Source organism: Agarilytica rhodophyticola, from assembly GCF_002157225.2.
Classification (GTDB): Bacteria; Pseudomonadota; Gammaproteobacteria; order Pseudomonadales; family Cellvibrionaceae; genus Agarilytica; species Agarilytica rhodophyticola.
Map to the genome: position 1 here is coordinate 5,787,702 of NZ_CP020038.1, position 17,718 is coordinate 5,805,419.

The following is a 17,718-nucleotide window of genomic DNA, read 5'->3' on the forward strand; positions in this document are numbered from 1 at the left end:
GTAAAAAATAAAAGGGGGAATATTAAGTTATTACCCCTTTTTATTTTTAGGTTTGCCTTTTACAGTTGAACCTGTAATTAGAACCAGCAATTATTTACACCAACTATTAGCGCCAAACAATTTTCGAATCACGAGCAACACTGGAATACAATTCCTCAATCTCACCCGCTTCAATATTTTTATCTTGGCTATTGAGCTTCATTTTTTTCAAAGCAACAGTTCTTACATCGCCAAGCTTATCGGCATACAAAAACGCAATCTCTTTTGCATCAGGAGAAAATACAGGATAACTATGCAAGTGATCTCCCTTAGTTAATTGTTTAATATTTTTATCATGAGATCCGCCTTCACTAACATTAGCAACAAAAATATGCATACCGCCTTCATAAACTCGATCACGTTTGCTTTCATCATAATAATAACGATAGCCTACTAAACCGGAATACAACAATTGTTTACCGTCGGCTGACCAATTTACTGGCGCTTGCACTTGTACTTCCTCGGCAGATATACGCCGCTCTTTTAAAGAAGCAAGATCTAAAATATAAAGAGCTTTACTTTTGTCAGCAGTGGCTGGGTGCTTGATAAAAGCTAAATGCTTGCCATTAGGCGACCAATTTGGTGCTATCAAAAATAGATCATTCGATTTAGACACTTTACCTTTGGGTAGCGTTTTATCTCGGTTTTCTAAAGGGATAGTGGCTTTAAGTAATACTTCATTGTTTTTTTCTCTAACATCCACTACCTGAATATAGGACATTTCTCCCCTAATAGAAGAGAGTGCTATTTTTTTGCCATTGGGAGACCAAGAGAAGTCAAAAATATTATTAGCCTGTACTAAGATAGTATCATTTTCGCCACTGACATCAACACTATGCAACTCTACATTATTTTTTGAAATTACCTTTAAATAAGCGACTTGTGTGCCCTGCGGATTAAAACGTGGCAAGATATCTTGAGCTTTGCTAACCACTAAAGGCTTTATTTCTTTTGTTTTATTTTTCTTTATATAGAGATTAAAATTTTCCGAGCTACGTTTTAAATCCACTTTCACTTGTTGCTCTCGGTTAGAGCTAAATACAACATCCCCCTTATTTGAGATACTGGGTTCCCTATCACGCCAAGCGCTATTTTCGGTAGTTTTCTCTATTTTTCCTTGCTGATCAACAGAATAGATATTTGTTACCGGGCCAAAAATTTTCGCGTTGAAATATACCTGCGCATCAGATATCAAAGGCAGGAATAAAAAAGAAAAAGCCACACAAGATTTAAGCTTTGTTAATGGTCTATATTTCTCTACGCCAATTTTACTATCATTTAAAATCATCAATATTACCTTCAGAAAACCTATAACTCAGTAACCCGGTGGGTTAATAACTTATTTAATTCTGCTCAGGATAAAGCCTTGCATAGGCTCTGTCTATGTTACAGGCTACACTTAGCCTTTTAGTTTAAGTAATATCCTGGTTGAATTTACATCATCAAAGTGACACAAAAAACATCTTTCTATTATTAAGTAATTTTCTCAAGTACTTTGACATCTCAAACACTGTGACCAGGTCAATAACAGTGTTTAAGTGAATAGCTAGATCGACATAATAAAATTTTACTTAACATGTATTTTTTTGTTACATCTAGAAATAAATTATAAATAAAAAGTAACAGCTCTTATGTGAACCTAAAAACAATTATTTCGATATTTTTAAATAAAATAATAAAAATAAAAAGTTTTTCGCGCCAATAATTTAATTTAAGTTAGTCTTATTTCACAAAAAATATTTTTTATTAATTTTTTAATCAAAAATATTGAGGGATTATCGGGATACTTTCGTTACATAAAAGCAAAAACATTGCACACAGAAAAAAAACAATAGCTTTTAACAAAAAAAAACATTTTTACTTCTTTTCTTTATTTGCATTAAATCGGATCTAAAAATAAAAACAGGATTTTATACGTTGTAAAAAAATATGAACATAAATTCTAGACCGGAGAATATTCGCAATGAAAAATATAATGCCTTCAGGTTGCTTAATTAAAAAGCTAGTGCTGGCTAGTGCTGTTGCCATTGCAGCTGCCGCAAACACTGTAAATGCAGCGGTTATGGACGATGCAAGTCAAACTAGCTTTGTTTCACCGTTAGCAAACCCCGCTACAACAGATAGACTCATTGTAAAATATAAAGACAATGCGCCACAAAATTTTCTATCGTCGCTCTCAACATCATCAATGGCATCTGTATCTAATGCTGTGTCTGATGTGACAGGCGGACAAGTAAATTATCTACGAAAAATTGCTACTGGTGCGCATATTGTTAAGCTAGGAAATAAAGTTTCTGAAGCCGAATTAAAATCAATCATGAAAAAGATGATGGCCGATCCCAACATCGAAATGGTAGAGCCAGATACAAGAATGTATCCCATGTTCACGCCTAGCGATGCACGCTATAACGAGCAGTGGCATTATTTTGAGTCTACAGGAGGACTGAATCTTCCTGATGCATGGGATACTACTACTGGAACCGGTGTTGTAGTAGGTGTTCTCGATACAGGTTATCGTCCACATGCAGATTTAGTCGGAAATCTTTTACCCGGTTATGACTTTATATCTAGTGCGCAAACGGCACAGGATGGCAACGGTCGCGATTCAGATGCACGAGATGAAGGTGACTGGACAAATGATAATGAGTGTATACCAGGTAGACGAGGCACTAACAGCAGCTGGCACGGCACCCACGTGGCAGGAACCATTGCAGCTGTAGCAAATTCCACAGGCGTTGTAGGTGCGGCATTTGGCTCTAAAGTTGTGCCTATCAGAGTATTGGGGCGTTGTGGTGGATCAACTTCTGATATTGCAGACGCTCTCATTTGGGGTGCAGGCGGAAACGTTCCTGGCGTGCCAGCAAACCCCAACCCTGCAAAGGTACTTAACCTAAGCCTTGGCGGTGGTGGTGCATGTGGCTCAACAATGCAATCTGCGATTAATAGGGCTCGCAGTTTAGGTGCGACAGTTGTTGTTGCCGCAGGTAATTCAAATGCGGACGTAGTATCAGGTGATCCATCTCGAAACATACCACCAGCTACACCAGCAAACTGTAATGGAGTAGTTACTGTTGCAGCAACAAATCGCAGTGGTGGACGTGCTTTCTATTCAAACTTCGGTAGCCCCGTGGATGTTGCTGCACCAGGTGGTGAGACACGAGTAGCTAACGATCCCAACGGTGTACTTTCTACTTTAAATGCTGGTCGACGTGGCCCAGGTGCTGATTCTCTTGCGTTTTATCAAGGCACAAGTATGGCAACACCGCATGTAGCAGCAGCAGCCGCTTTACTCTACTCGGTAAATCCATCGATTACTCCAACACAAGTAGAAAATATCCTTAAAAATACTGCTCGATCTTTCCCACGTACCTGTAACGGATGTGGTGAAGGTATCGTTGATGCAGCAGCAGCAGTTGCAGCTGCCGGCGGCGGTTCAAACCCAACACCAACACCAGCGCCTAGTGGTTCTGTACTTCAAGACGGTGTTGCAAAGACTAGCTTATCTGGAGCTCGAAACTCTACCACTCGTTTTACTTTTCAAGTTCCTGCTGGTGCCTCTAACCTATCTTTCCGTATGACCGGTGGATCAGGTGATGCTGACCTTTATGTAAGGTTTGGTTCCGAGCCAACAACATCAACTTACGACTGCCGTCCATTCCGCAATGGTAATAATGAGACCTGCAGTTTCTCAAGCTTCCCTGCTGGCACTTACCATGTAATGTTAGTTGGTTATAGAAATTACTCTGGCGTAAGTTTAGTAGCTTCTTACGACTAAACCTTAAGCCAAGTTTAAACATTTTTATATAACAATATCCCCTCCTACAGCGATTAAGATTTTAATCGCTGTACTTCGTTAGAGCTTAAGGCCTTGGCTACAAGCTCTAACAATTTTCCTTTGATCAATATATATTTATCTCGTTAAATAATTACCTTTATAGCCTTTCAGGTGCAATTCCTCGGTGCTGCTTGGCAGTATCTTAATGGCTCTTGGCAGCCCCTTAATTCTAATTAATAAAGAACACTCAGAAATGTATTAGCAGCGTGTCTAGCACTCTTATTTATTCTATATACCTCCCTAGTCGGCACACATCATATACGCAAACACTATCCGCTTGCAGACTGTTATAAAGCTTTATAAAAATGTGGATATAAGAGGTAGGACTAATTAAATATAGGTTGCCATACCGTATTTTAATTAAGTCTAATAAGAGGAAGCGATCAAAAGATATTTGTACGATAACAACAGGGGGGCTGAAATATTTAGATAATGCTCTATTAATCCGGCAGATAAATAGATACCTAGCCGGATTAAATTCGCCCACCAAGCATTAAAGTGGTCGTAGTTTACGAAGCCTAAATGCAGATAAGGAAGCAACAACTAAAACAAAAATCCCACTAAACAATAACCAATAAGGTGTGGGTGCCGAAGATGTTTCTTTGGCCTCGAATAATGGGAAATTAGTCACTTCTTCTTTGCCTATTTGCTTATCATCAAATATAAAATCATAGAAAAAATAACGTATAGTCTTGTGGTACTCTTCTACTTCACCCAAATATGCCAAATAATGTTCGCTGCTAGTATTCGCTAACTGATTTAGCTTTAACTGAAGAAAGAGACACGGAGACAAAAAGCTAAGACTTTGCAAGCGCTGCTGGCGGAGTTGGCTATTATGTAAGTATGTTTGCCACTCTTGTTCCACGGCAAGGTCACTTAAATGTTGCTGCGCATAATACCACCTCCAGCTAAATGAAGCGTCCAGAGGGGCAGTATCATTCCAGTTCGGCTCGCGAGTTAGAAATTTATCCAAAGCTGCTTGTTTATCTTGATCCCAGCCATCGTTTAATACCATGCGTTGTTGTAAACTTGCTTGCAATGGCGCATCTGATTGAAACTGCTGAGACAAATATAGATGGATAGCACCAGGAATTAATATGGCAAACAACACCCAAGCACTGAGAAAACTCAAGCTGTTAACAACACTACTCTTGCCCATACTCATAATTAACCCGGCTAGAGTAAACCAAAATAACATATAAAGTGTGATTGCCACTGCAACAATCCAAAACTGCCCATCAAAAGGCAACTTAAGTAATAGGGCTGCCGTTACTAATAAGGTTGCAGCTAACAACCAGATAACACTAAAGCGCAGGGCCAGCTGCTTACACAACAAACTAAAGGCACCTTTGGGCAACGCATTTAACAAACGCCAACGACCGGCATGCTGTTCGTCTGAGATAAGTGTAACCGTTAAAATACCGATTACTAAAGGTAGTAGATAAACAATTACAAAGCCTAAATCTAGACCACCGGCTCGCTGCTGAGAGGGGTTAACGATTTCTCTATTATAAATTTGCCCTTGTAATGCCAGCGCCCGAATCTTAGTTGCCACCATTGATGTCTGACTCTGGCCCACGAACAAAGCCGCCCAAGGGCTGAGCTTCCACTCAGTAGGAGCATAAGCGTAATAAGCAAGAGAACCTGTCTCCGGCAGCTCTTCACGCTTATTGATATGTTCCCGCTCTTTCTCAAATACTATCTGGGATTTGTACTGATCTATACGGATGGATTTATATCCCTGTGCCCCTTGGTAAATAGCAAACACTCCAGATAACAAAAATAAGAGCAACACAAGTTTGTTAATCATGCCAGAGAATAGGCGCTTACATTCGAGCTTAAACAGTAGCATATATCCTCCGCTGCATGCCTTTGGAGCTTAATAGTAGGAATAAGATGAAAACCACAGCCAATGAAGGTAGCCATTTAAATGAAAAGGCATTGAGCGACCAACTTAAATTAGGTGCACGATAAACAAATGCTTCAAATGTTTGCCAATAAGATTTATCAGCTCGCTGGTCTCTGTCATTGTGCCGATGAATTTCATTAGTATGCAGTTTGTTTAACTTTTGAGTGCGCTCATATCTATGTACTTCGGCTTGCTCTTCGAAATTAAAAAAGTGCCGTGTATCTGCCCGTGTGAGCGCCATTGAAAAATCTCGCACAAACAAGTAGGGATTGAGCCAGTAAAAAGTACTGACAAAATCTTGTTGCGCAGTAAATTGCTTCATTTGCTTTTGGTAGTGCTTATTATAAATTTCTGCTGTGATCTTCTCACCTTCCTGCATCACCAAACCATTGTAATTAATGGGTAAGTCATCGACAGAATCGACTCCATATTTTTCTAAAGTTTCAGCTCTAAACTTATTAAAATAAGGATCATCAGGGTTATGGCTATTACCCACCTTTCTGTTATCTAATTTAACAGCCAGTTCAAAGTCATTACGTTTTTGATAAGGGTATTGACTGTGAGCGAATTCAGCCAACATGCGCGGCATTAAAATCGTCAGGATAAACCATATGGAAGTTAATAATATGAGTGCTTGCTTAGGCTCTTTGAGCCAGCTCGACACTAATAGAGTTAAGCCTATCCAAAATAAGCAATAGACGAGATAAACTCCAAACAATAAGACAACCCGCAACAACTCTTCTGTAGATACGGCTGCGCCGGCATTAACTGCGAGAATCAAGGTTAATGTAAAAACTGGCAAAATAAAGATCAGTGATACCAGTAGGTAACTCAAACTTTTGCCTATTACCAAATGCCTAAACGACACCCCCATGGACATTAACTGCCTCAAGGTGCCACTTTTTTGTTCGCCACAGATACTGGCAAATCCCATAGCGATAATCAGTAAAGGCCAAATTAACAGCAGAATATTCGCGCTACTTAACTCTGAAAACCTAAGCAAGCTACTGGCATCTTGATCGCTGGCAAAATTAGCACTGTTTTGTTTGTGTGCCTCAAGGAAAATACTGTGTCCCACCCAAGCATTGACACCCAAATCAAAAAAGCTAAGTGCCCCTGGGGGCCGAAATGCAAAATGACCAAAATGTGCCACTCGGTGAGGGTGCCTATCTGGTTGTGCCAACCACTGTTCTTCAACTACAGCCTGAGTTGTCAGTTGTGTAGTCAGGTTATGCTGATATTGTTGCCAGCCGGTATACAGGGCAATTCCCAAAAGTAGTTGGATCATAATAAATATAATCCATAAACTTGGGCTTTTGCGTTTGCTCGCCAGTTCGTGGTGAAAAATCTTAAGGACTTTTTGATCGACCATTTATTCTCGATTTCCTTTTACAAAGCAGCTCAAGCTACACAGCCCTTGAGGGCAACGTAACCTAAGCTCATTTCGTGTAAGGTTGGATAAATATGTACATCGTATTGCGACAATTTTAAGAAGCTTATGTTAACAAGTTAGCGTTAAGAAGCTTGCCGAATAGCACTTTTACCAGAAATAAGACCGTGATAGGTATCTTCTAACACCTTGATAGAAAGCTGTTTATTATCTAATAGATCTAATAAACGTCCCTTATCCATAATACCGATTTTATCCGCTAGCGAATGGGCGCAATAAAAATCGTGTGTCACCATTAAAACAGCGGCACCTTTTTTGGCAATTTTTTCAATAATGCGAATAAATTCAAGTGTTGCACTGGGATCAAGACCAGAAGTAGGTTCATCCAACAACAGTACCTTTGCTTGGCGGATGATCGCAAAAGCAATTCCCACCTTTTGCCGCATTCCTTTAGAATAACTTTTTAAGGGCTGTCGGCGCGCATCAGGTTCTAACCCTGTTTCATCGAGCGCTGCGTTCAGCTGATCCTCAGAAACTTTTAAATCAGATAAACTCGCTAAATACTTTAGGTTATCTATGGCATTAAACTCTTGGTAGAGATTAACTTGTTCAGGCAGATAAACAAGCTTTTCCTTACTGTTATTACTGGATTGGCGGTCGCTGACATCGATGCCATCGATAAGGGCCTTACCACCATCGGGCTGTAGGAAATTGAGAAATAAATTTAAAGTGGTACTTTTACCCGCACCATTGGCCCCCAGCAAACACATAATCTCACCCTGATTAACAGTAAAGCTCAGGTTATCGAGCACACTATTGCCAGCAAAGGTTTTGCTCAAGTTGACGGCTTCTATCACAGCGAGTCCTCTTCTGATTAAAATTTCACACCTGTAGATCACACCGCTGCAGCTAAAAACACTTACACGGGGTGAGTTTCAGGTGCCTCAGCGTCGCTGTGAGACCACCTTTACATTCAGGTCGAATTTTTGAAGTAATTTAAATGTCTACAAATGATATAATGTATCATACCCTATGTAAATAATGGTGACTGTTATTTAATATTCGTGAGTAGCGAAACAGATGCTAAGCAATAGGCACCATAAAACTCGCCGAACCGGTAAAGGCGCCTGATTCAACGCAAATTTTTGCGTTTTTATAATAAACCAGATTTTCAGACAGCTGCTTTTTGCAATACTTCGGGAAATACCCCTCAAAGCGTACGCTTTCCGTTTTATTTATCGTGCGCTTAAATTTGATATCCAGGTCGCGTAAATACACCTCTCCTGCTTTAGAAGTTAGCTTATTATCCCAGCAGCCATATATGATTCCCAGTTGCGAGATCCATATCATGGCACTTTGTGCACTGAAGTGAAATTTACCGTCTCCCATAATTTGAAAATGATCGACATTTATTTTTCCATCAATATAACCCGGTTCTAAATTGACCGACTCGAAGGTCATTTTCTCTTCCCTCCATCCTTTTTCCAGGTAATCAGACATGTATGCTTGTTGTTGCTCTTTTGTAAGCTGGATCATAATGTTTCACCTTAGTTTGTAAGCGAGTTTTGCACGTGACTGGCCCGTGGCTTTACACCACTGGGCATTAGCAGCATGTGCAGGAATGCGGTCAACAGGCCTATTGCTGTCAGGCTATACCATGCAAGGTGTTTATTTAGGCTAGAAAGGTCAAAGGCGATACCAATTAAACTACTACCAGCAATCAACCCAAAACCTGCAAATAAGTAAAAGAAACCATAGTGTGTAGCAACTGATCGATCGTTAGCGAATTCGGATATTTGGCTGAGGATAAATGGAAAGCTCACCATCGTACCCACGGTAAATACCACCGCCAAAACACTTAAAGAAATATAATGATAAAGACTCTGATTTTCGGACCAGGTGGGTATTAATGACAAAAATGCCAGTCCCATCAAAGCGATACCTACTCGAATCCAATATTGTGGAGAATGTCTCTTTTCGCAATATTGTGTTACTGGGAACTGCAAGCATATTGAGACCAGGGCACACAATGTCAGCACCCAGGCAACATCTTTTTGCGCGCCATTTTGATTGACAATATGAATGGGAATGGCAAAAGAGATTTGGTTAATCAACATAAAGTAACCTGTCATAAGTACAGAAAACTTAATGAAGGGTTTATTATTTAGTACGCCACTTATCATGGTTTTAATACTAGAATCGGCGGCTTTTTCTGATGTACTGAAAGTGCTCTTTTTACTTTCAGCAGGAAGTAAAAAAATAAAAATAAGTGCAAATATCGCAAAAGGCGCTGCCGCACTTAGGCATAAGGTATCGAAGCTCACACTGAGTAACATGACACCACAGATAGGGCCAAGAAGTTCACCACCGTTACGCGCAATCCCCACTAAAGAAAACATCTGCGTACGGCTAATATCTTTCTGCCCAGAAAAATATGCTTGTGCAGCGGGAGTAAAGAGCGCGCCAGCAAAACCTGTAAGTATGGCCGCGCTAAAAAGCAATACATGGGAGCTAGAAAATAGAAATAGCGCAAAGCCCAGTGCTCGTAACAAGCACCCCAAAATAATCAGCAGCTTATAACCGAACAAATCGGCAAGTAATCCCCCTACAATAAAAAGGCCTTGTTGGCAAAACGAGCGTATACCCAACACCACCCCCACTAGGGTTGCGCTTAACAGTAACTGCTCTTTGAGGAAGCCAGCTAAAAACGGGATTAGCATGTAAAAGCCCAAGTTGAAAGAGAACGCCGCTAGCAACATCCAACGATGCTCCGCCCTGAGCTTTAAAAGCGATGTAAATATCGACATTAGTTAAACCGGCTTTTGTGCAATAAGTATTGAATGAAAGTTATCTGCGTAAGTTTGAATTTTTAATTTCAGTTTAAAAGGCTGCAGCTCTTGTTCACTTATACTAGGATAAAGCAAGGTTCGAAGATTATAAGCAGTGCGCACAACCAACAAGCTTGCGGGTTTCATATTTTTAAATAAATGGGCGACAATATTGGCTTTAATCTTCTCGTCTCCCACCAACGCGGCAAGCCAGATAACATCGTATTTTGCTAAGTTGGATTCCTGGCAAATATCATTATGAATAAATGACATTTGATAACTAGGGTGAAGTCTCTGACTAACTGACTGTCCTAATTCAAGATCCTCTCCGTGAATATCAAGGTTGTCAGTGATAAATCCACTCTGTGCAAGAGCCATGGATGTAACCGGAAGTGCGCCGGAACCTACCATAAGTACACGTTCTATAGTACGCTCAGATAAGGATTGGATAGAATTTATTTCCAGGCCAGTTGCCCGCTCATAATGCTGGTAATAGGGATATTCACGCTCGAAAGTCTGTCGTGGCATATCCGAGTTGAGTATTTGCGTAGCCCAGTGACGCTCGTAAAGGCTAGAGGCATGACTAAATATTTTTTGAATACCTGGTTTAATTTTTTGAATATCTGGGTGCGCTAACACACTTTCTGAAAAATCACTGCCATGATCATTAGACAGTAAATTTAGAAAACTGTGAAATTGTCCCATTGTATTCTCTGAAATTATTATTTCAGGCATTGCTGTAATGCGCTGATACTGGTCAACAATATTTTTTACGTGCTCAGAAACCGACATTGAAATGTCCATATACGAGTTATTGAAATGGTGATATTATCAATTGAATTGGCAGATATGTTGTAACATATCACGAATAACTTAAGCAAGTATAATTCTGCAAAACAATCAATCCTGTTTGACCTCAATATTTTAATTAGTTAACACGTTATATATTTGGCGAGCAGGTAGATGTACTACGCGACAATAAAGGAAAATTAATGGAAGTATCGAGAGCACAGCACTAATGAAAAATGAAAATGGCGCGAAAAATTCTTTTAAACACTTTATTGTCTGTCTATTGATATTATTTTTAGGTGGAGGAGCTTGCGTTGCTCTTATTTCTCTTGCCTCACCTAAAGTCAATATAAATTCTGAGCTTGATACTCGACCTGCTGTAGCTTCAGTGCCTGTAAGTTTAATCCAGTATCAGACGCAAATTAATGTGGCCGGGGTGTTAGAGGCGGCAGAAAAAACAGATATTGCCTTTGAGTTAACAGGAAAAATTGCATGGTTAAACGCGGCCTTTATCGAAGGCGGTATAGTGAAAAAAGGTACAATACTGGCCACGCTCGAATCTTTTGACTACGAGACACAAGTAAGCCAACAAAAAGCTCAGTTAGCACTAGCCGAAGCAGACTTAGCAAGAGAAATCGCCATGGCAAAAGTTGCAAAAGTAGAATGGGCAAACAATCCGAAAACAACAGACTTAGCACTTAGAAAACCTCAGGTAGACAGTGCTAAAGCACAAGTTACGGCAGCCAAAGCGAATCTAGCACTGGCAGAAAAAAATCTTACACGTACAAAGTATTACGCGCCTTATGATGCTCTTATCACCGGCCGCGACACAGGACTTGGACAAGTAATATCTGAAGGTGAATCTTTAGGAGAGATGGTGAATTTATCTTATGGCGAAATTCGAATTCCCATTGCAGGCTTTGACCGTCCATTTTTGCCAAAGCTACCAGGCGACGGCATCCAGATATTTCCCGACCCCATTTCACCAGGGCCGCTGTCACAAGAACAAAGTGTACGATCAGGAATATTAACGCGCCACATAGGCCAATTTAACAACAATACACGCATGGCCTACTACATTGTGAGAGTCGACGATCCTTATGGCATTAATACAAAACTTCCACCTTTGCACTATGGCCAATTTCTGCAGGCACGTATTCCAGGTAAACATTTATCTAATGTATTAAAAGTACCTCAAGAGTGGATACGCAATAAATCAATTTGGCTAGTTAGCCAAGAACAAAAACTGGTAGAGCAGCCTGTCACTATTTTGCGACAAGAACAGGATTACGCTCTAATAGAAGGAGATAAATGGACGAACAATGGGTATAGAATAGTGAATCAGCTGCCAGAATATCCTCAGCATGGCATGCTCGTTAAAGATACATTTTCGGCAGCTAAGTTAGCATTAAAGGAATAATATAAATGACGCAACAGCGAGGCTTAATCGCCTACTTTGTCTACCATCCGGTTGCGGCAAATTTACTTCTATTACTTGTCTCATGTATGGGATTGTTGAGTTATAACAGCATACAAAGGCAAACATTCCCGGTCTCTGAAAATAACAAAATAATTATTCAAGCAACAATTTTTGGGGAGTCTGCAAAAGAAATTGAAGAAAGTGTTCTTATCAAAATTGAACAAGCACTCAAACCCCAGGCAGGTGTAAAACGATTGACTAGCCTTGCCAGGCCAGGTGAGGGACAAGTTACTATTGAGTTAGAAAACGGTGAGAATATTTCGTCTAGACTCGATGAAATAAAATTGAAACTAGACAGCATTGCCAGTTTTCCTGGCCAAATGGAACCGCTGCTGGTGTACGAGAAAAAACAAACTCAGCGAGCAATCAGCATAGTTGTTTCTGGCCCCAGCGATCCTATGTCGCTAAAAAAGTTAGGCAATGAAGTTAAATCTGAATTGTTACAACTCGACGGCATATCACACGTGGAACTGTCAGCCTTACCCGACTATGAAGTAGCAATAGAAATCAGACCTATCAAAATGCAGGAATATGGCTTGAGTTTGCAAAAAGTTGTGAGCGCCATTCAATCTCACTCCGATAATATCTCAGCGGGTGAAATTAAAACGGATAGAGGAAATATTTATTTAAGGCTAGAACAGAGAAGCTACATCGGAGAAAAACTTGCGGACATTCCTGTGATAGTGGGTGAGTTAGGAGAGAAGGTATTACTTAAAGACCTTGCAAATATTAAGGACGGTTTTAGAGAAACACTAAGTCTCGGACGTTTGAACGGACGCCAAGCTGTTTACATCATGGTATTCGCGGGAAAAAATCAATCCCTCAACGAAGTAGTGCAACAAGTGCAAGCTTACGTTAAACGAAAAACTGAAACACTACCGAGTGAAATCGAAATTTATGAGTTTGTAGATGTTACCTTTTATTTAGATGGCAGGCTAAATATGATGCTAGAAAATTTAGCTCAGGGTGCCGTCTTAGTTTTTATCATATTGGCAATATTTTTACGCACACGACTGGCAGTTTGGGTGATGGTAGGACTGCCAGTTTCGTTCCTAGGGGCATTTTGGCTAATGCCCTGGCTAGGTGTTACCATTAATTTAGTATCATTATTTGCTTTCATTATGGTGCTTGGAATAGTCGTTGACGATGCCATTGTGATTGGTGAAAGTATTTGCGATCAAACTGAGCAAAGCGGTCACTCAAAAGAAAATATTATTACAGGCACACACAAGGTGGCCACTCCCGCAACCTTCGGAGTGTTAACCACCGTCGCAATCTTTACCCCTTTTATGCTCAGCTCCGGCCCTAACTCCGGACAGTTTATTGCCATTGCCGGAGTATGCATACTCTGTTTGCTATTCAGTTTGGTGGAGTCTAAATTAATTTTACCGGCTCATTTGGGCAGCACATACTTCGCACCTTTACCGGAAAATCACTGGCGGCAGCGTTTTAATAACAATCTTCAACAATTCTTAAAAACGCGCTTTCAACCTTTGTTAACCTATTGTATTCATTATCGGTATGCGGTGATCTGCGCATTTATTATATTGTTAGCCCTTGCTATTAGCCTCGTGATATCAGGTCAAGTTCGCTTTATTTCTGTACCTAAAGTGCCCCATGACTACCCTTCTATCAATATTAAAATGAACCAAAATGTTTCTGAAGCTCAGACACTTGCTGCCGCAGCAAAAATTGAAAACATGATGCGGCAAGTAGAGCAAGAAATAATGGATGAAACTGGGCAAGCAATGATGGAGAGTATGTATACTCGTGTTGACCACCTGACAGAAGCCGAGGTAGTTGTCCCTTTGGTACCTGAAGCTGAACGCCCCTTTGATACTTTTGAACTAGCACGACGCTGGCGCTTAGCACTGCCGGAAATACCAGGGGTGAAAAAACTGACGATAGAATCCGATGTCATTGATATTTTTGAAGATGGCGACCTTAGCTATAGGCTCTTTGCTAAGGACGTGAACTTATTACAGCAAGCCAGTAGCCATTTAATTAATGAACTCAGTAAAGTTGAAGGGGTGTATAACCTTTCTTCTAGTATAGATAGCTCACAAACTGAATATAAAATTACCCTCAAGCCATTGGCCTATCAATTACAATTGACTGCAAAGGAAGTCGTCCAACAAGTCGGAGCTCAATTTTATGGGTTAGAAGCGCAACGCGTTATTCGAGAAGGACAAGAAATTCTTTTTATGGTACGAGGCCCTTTATCAGATCGACAGCAACTCAGTGCATTGACACGTACATTAATTACTTTACCACAAGGTGGCCATGTATTTTTTGGTGATATTGCAGAATATAATGAAGTGCCAGGTGTCAGCACTATAGACAGGGAACTAGGGTTTCAAGTAGTAACGGTAAATGCCGACGTGGATGAGGCTAAAGCAGCAGTTGCCGGTATTAGCAATAAAGTTGAGCAGCAAATAATACCTGAATTACTCACACAGTATCCAGGGGTAACAACAAAACTTGGCGGCGCGCTTTTCGAGCAACGCAAGGAACAAAGCCAGATGGCGACCTTTGCATTGGTTGGTTTATTTGTGATTTACCTACTGCTGGCCCTGCCACTTAAAAGTTATTTGCAACCATTGATTGTCATGTCTGTTATTCCCTTTTCCTTAACAGGCGCCATATGGGCACATTTTTTCCTTGGTTACAGCCTAAGCATGATGTCCATATTTGGTATTATCGCGGCGGCGGGTGTTGTCATTAACGATTCGCTGGTGATCACCGATGTCATCAATAACTCTCGTTTAAATGGTAAGCAGGCAAAGGATGTGGTGGTAGACGCTGCCAAAAAACGTTTTCGGGCTATTTTACTGACTTCTCTAACAACATTTTTCGGCCTACTTCCGATTATGTTTGAACCCAGTTTGCAGGCCCAGTTTGTCATTCCGATGGCTATATCTCTGAGCTTTTCAGTACTATTCGCCACCCTCGTCTCTTTGATAATGGTGCCATGCCTCTACATCGTACAAGAAGACCTCAAACTCTTGTTTTCGAGACTATTAAGCGCCCCAATAACACGCTATAAACTTAGCAAATAAATAACTTATCGTACGCTATATAATAGGGTCTTAAGGATTTGTTGAAACTAATACTGATGTATTAGTGTCAACAAATTCCAGGGTTCGTTAATAATAATGTAGTAGGCGCTTATTAGGCATGAAAGATATAAAAGATATAAACAAAGCTACTGTCAAAAATAAGACTGTCCCGACCACAACAGGTGGTGGCGTTAAAAAGGTTATATACACATTAAGTACTATCCAACGTATTGGCCTACGTAACTCAGCAAAAGCGCTGACCTCTCATAATGCCTGTAAAGCCTGCGGCCTTGGAATGGGTGGCCAACGGGGGGGAATGACCAACGAACTCGATGAGTTCCCATCTGTTTGCAATAAGAGTATCCAGGCGCAAAGTACGGATATACAACCTGCGATTCCTAATGCCCTATTTAATAAACACCCACTATTAGATTTCCAAGAGCTATCCGGCCAAGAGATTGAGCATCTTGGCAGATTGGGTACTCCTATTTACAAAGCCAAAGACTCGCAACATTACTGTGAAGTCAGTTGGCAAGAAGCCCTCGATAGAATAGCTAAAGCCATGCGCAAGACACCCGCCCAGCGCAGCTTTTTCTATTCCTCTGGCCGCTCGTCAAACGAAGCCGGTTTTGTATTGCAATTACTGGCAAGAATGTATGGCACTAATAATATCAATAATTGTTCTTACTACTGTCATCAGGCAACGGGGGTAGCATTAACAAACACCATTGGCAGTGGCACAGCAACTGTCAGTTTGGAAGATTTAAATGGCTGCGATGTATTATTTCTTATTGGCGCTAACCCGGCATCCAACCACCCCCGTTTTATCCATAAGCTAAAAGCCTTACGTGAGCGCGGCGGCAAAGTGATTGTCATTAACCCAGCAAAAGAGCCTGGACTAGTGAGATTTGCGGTACCCAAAAGTGCAAAGTCTTTGCTGTTTGGCGGGACAGAAATTGCCAGCCTATATATTCAACCAAGTATTGGCTCTGATATCGCTCTATTTAAGGGTATTGCAAAGGCCATTATAGAAATGGAGGCAATAACAGAGGATTTTATTCATGAGCATACAAAAGGCTATGATAATTTTCTAACAAATATTAATGCTACCGAATGGCAAGAAATCGTAGAGTGCAGTGGTATTTCCCGTGAACAAATTGGCGATATTGCTAAAATATACGCTGAGTCTTCCAATACCATTTTTGCTTGGGGTATGGGTATTACGCATCATACCCATGGTGTTGAAAACGTTGAATATATTTCTAACCTAGCTTTACTACGTGGCATGGTCGGCCGCCCGGGCGCAGGTCTACTGCCGTTGCGTGGCCATAGTAACGTACAAGGTATTGGCACTATTGGTGTCAAGCCTGTTCTACCTCAAGATGTTTTCGATGGCATAGAGAAAAATTTTAATATTACATTACCTAGTGAAAAAGGTATGGATACCTTAGCTTGCCTAGAAGCGGCTTACGACAATAGTATCGACTTTGCATTGTTAATGGGTGGTAATTTATATGCGGCATCACCAGATCAACAATGGACAAAGAAAGCTATGGATAATATTAATTTTAAGGTCTTTCTTACCACCACGTTAAATCAAGGCCATGTGAATGGTATGGACAACAGTGAGGCCTTAGTGTTACCTGTGACAGCACGAGATGAAGAGTGGCAAGCGACAACTCAGGAATCAATGTTTAATTATGTACGCTTAAGCGATGGCGGTATTAAACGGCTTGATCACGTAAGACCAGAGAGCGTTATTCTAACTCATATAGCAGAACAGGTTTTACCCGATTCGCAATTAGATTTTTCAGCATTTCGTACTCATAACAATATTCGAGAAGCTATAGCATCAACAATACCTGGGATGGAAAAACTTGCTGAGATAGGCACGAGTAAAGAGGAATTTCATATTTCTGGACGCCTTGTTCATGATTACAATTTTAATACTCAAGATGGGCAAGCATCATTCATTACCCACTCAATATTACGTGATGAAAGAGAAAAACCTTTGCCTTATACACTTACTACAGTCAGAAGCGAAGGCCAATTTAACACTATTGTTTACGAACAAAAAGACAGCTATAGAGACACAGATGACCGTTGGTCTATATTAATGAATCCAGCTACCATTGAAAAACTAGGCATTACAGAAAATAGTTGTATTAACGTGCGCTCTGCTCACGGAGTGATGAATGATGTAAAAGTATTTCCCTTCGATTTACCTAACAGCAACATTATGGCATATTTTCCAGAGGCAAATATTTTAGTGGGTCGAGATCACGATCCTCGCAGCCTTACCCCTGCTTTTAAGTCGGTTAATGTCGATATAGAAGTTGTAGAGAGGCAGCCTTCTTTGTCTACGTCTTAGCAACAACAAACATATGTA

At 40.6% G+C, this 17,718-nt stretch carries 11 protein-coding genes; 4 read left to right on the forward strand and 7 right to left on the reverse strand.

The window, feature by feature from the left end; all coding sequences use genetic code 11:
* Positions 1 to 106: 106 nt before the first annotated feature.
* On the reverse strand, positions 107 to 1,327 hold the full coding sequence (locus tag BVC89_RS23990; RefSeq protein WP_086933637.1) for a TolB-like translocation protein: 1,221 nt from the start codon (positions 1,325 to 1,327) through the stop codon (positions 107 to 109).
* A gap of 675 nt (positions 1,328 to 2,002) precedes the next feature.
* On the opposite strand from BVC89_RS23990, the gene BVC89_RS23995 reads away from it, so the two are divergent.
* The gene (locus tag BVC89_RS23995; RefSeq protein ID WP_086933638.1) at positions 2,003 to 3,814 is read left to right on the forward strand and encodes a S8 family peptidase; all 1,812 of its coding nucleotides are present in this window, start codon (positions 2,003 to 2,005) and stop codon (positions 3,812 to 3,814) included.
* A 553-nt stretch (positions 3,815 to 4,367) separates the two neighbouring features.
* Here BVC89_RS23995 and BVC89_RS24000 read toward each other — a convergent pair.
* From BVC89_RS24000 to BVC89_RS24025, 6 genes are all read right to left on the reverse strand, one after another.
* Positions 4,368 to 5,726, reverse strand: a complete 1,359-nt coding sequence (locus BVC89_RS24000; protein ID WP_086933639.1) for a DUF3526 domain-containing protein — start codon at positions 5,724 to 5,726, stop codon at positions 4,368 to 4,370.
* Positions 5,713 to 7,155 carry an ABC transporter permease gene (locus tag BVC89_RS24005; RefSeq protein ID WP_086933640.1) on the reverse strand — a complete coding sequence of 481 codons (1,443 nt, stop codon included), beginning with the start codon at positions 7,153 to 7,155 and terminating at the stop codon, positions 5,713 to 5,715. The genes BVC89_RS24000 and BVC89_RS24005 overlap by 14 nt, the downstream gene beginning before the upstream one ends.
* A gap of 143 nt (positions 7,156 to 7,298) precedes the next feature.
* A complete protein-coding gene (locus BVC89_RS24010) occupies positions 7,299 to 8,030 on the reverse strand; it encodes an ABC transporter ATP-binding protein (protein WP_086933641.1) in 732 nt (243 codons plus the stop codon).
* A 226-nt stretch (positions 8,031 to 8,256) separates the two neighbouring features.
* A complete protein-coding gene (locus tag BVC89_RS24015) occupies positions 8,257 to 8,709 on the reverse strand; it encodes a hypothetical protein (RefSeq protein WP_086933642.1) in 453 nt (150 codons plus the stop codon).
* An 11-nt stretch (positions 8,710 to 8,720) separates the two neighbouring features.
* On the reverse strand, positions 8,721 to 9,980 hold the full coding sequence (locus tag BVC89_RS24020) for an MDR family MFS transporter (RefSeq protein ID WP_086933643.1): 1,260 nt from the start codon (positions 9,978 to 9,980) through the stop codon (positions 8,721 to 8,723).
* A 3-nt stretch (positions 9,981 to 9,983) separates the two neighbouring features.
* On the reverse strand, positions 9,984 to 10,793 hold the full coding sequence (locus BVC89_RS24025) for a nicotianamine synthase family protein (RefSeq protein ID WP_216825038.1): 810 nt from the start codon (positions 10,791 to 10,793) through the stop codon (positions 9,984 to 9,986).
* 226 nt (positions 10,794 to 11,019) lie between these two features.
* Here BVC89_RS24025 and BVC89_RS24030 point away from each other — a divergent pair, with 226 nt between their 5' ends.
* From BVC89_RS24030 to BVC89_RS24040, 3 genes are all read left to right on the forward strand, one after another.
* Complete coding sequence (locus BVC89_RS24030; RefSeq protein ID WP_086933645.1) at positions 11,020 to 12,210, forward strand: efflux RND transporter periplasmic adaptor subunit; 1,191 nt, start codon at positions 11,020 to 11,022, stop codon at positions 12,208 to 12,210.
* 5 nt (positions 12,211 to 12,215) lie between these two features.
* A complete protein-coding gene (locus BVC89_RS24035; RefSeq protein ID WP_086933646.1) occupies positions 12,216 to 15,329 on the forward strand; it encodes an efflux RND transporter permease subunit in 3,114 nt (1,037 codons plus the stop codon).
* 118 nt (positions 15,330 to 15,447) lie between these two features.
* Positions 15,448 to 17,700: an FdhF/YdeP family oxidoreductase gene (locus tag BVC89_RS24040; RefSeq protein ID WP_086933647.1), complete on the forward strand. Its 2,253-nt coding sequence runs from the start codon at positions 15,448 to 15,450 to the stop codon at positions 17,698 to 17,700.
* Positions 17,701 to 17,718: the final 18 nt, after the last annotated feature.

What these genes read in the sequence shown, in the direction of transcription:
- BVC89_RS23990 (WP_086933637.1), bottom strand. Translation starts at nt 1,327, where the DNA reads ATGATTTTAAATGATAGTAAAATTGGCGTAGAGAAATATAGACCATTA.
- BVC89_RS24025 (WP_216825038.1), bottom strand. Translation starts at nt 10,793, where the DNA reads ATGTCGGTTTCTGAGCACGTAAAAAATATTGTTGACCAGTATCAGCGC.
- BVC89_RS24015 (WP_086933642.1), bottom strand. Translation starts at nt 8,709, where the DNA reads ATGATCCAGCTTACAAAAGAGCAACAACAAGCATACATGTCTGATTAC.
- BVC89_RS24000 (WP_086933639.1), bottom strand. Translation starts at nt 5,726, where the DNA reads ATGCTACTGTTTAAGCTCGAATGTAAGCGCCTATTCTCTGGCATGATT.
- BVC89_RS24035 (WP_086933646.1), top strand. Translation starts at nt 12,216, where the DNA reads ATGACGCAACAGCGAGGCTTAATCGCCTACTTTGTCTACCATCCGGTT.
- BVC89_RS24040 (WP_086933647.1), top strand. Translation starts at nt 15,448, where the DNA reads ATGAAAGATATAAAAGATATAAACAAAGCTACTGTCAAAAATAAGACT.
- BVC89_RS24030 (WP_086933645.1), top strand. Translation starts at nt 11,020, where the DNA reads ATGAAAAATGAAAATGGCGCGAAAAATTCTTTTAAACACTTTATTGTC.
- BVC89_RS24005 (WP_086933640.1), bottom strand. Translation starts at nt 7,155, where the DNA reads ATGGTCGATCAAAAAGTCCTTAAGATTTTTCACCACGAACTGGCGAGC.
- BVC89_RS24020 (WP_086933643.1), bottom strand. Translation starts at nt 9,980, where the DNA reads ATGTCGATATTTACATCGCTTTTAAAGCTCAGGGCGGAGCATCGTTGG.
- BVC89_RS23995 (WP_086933638.1), top strand. Translation starts at nt 2,003, where the DNA reads ATGAAAAATATAATGCCTTCAGGTTGCTTAATTAAAAAGCTAGTGCTG.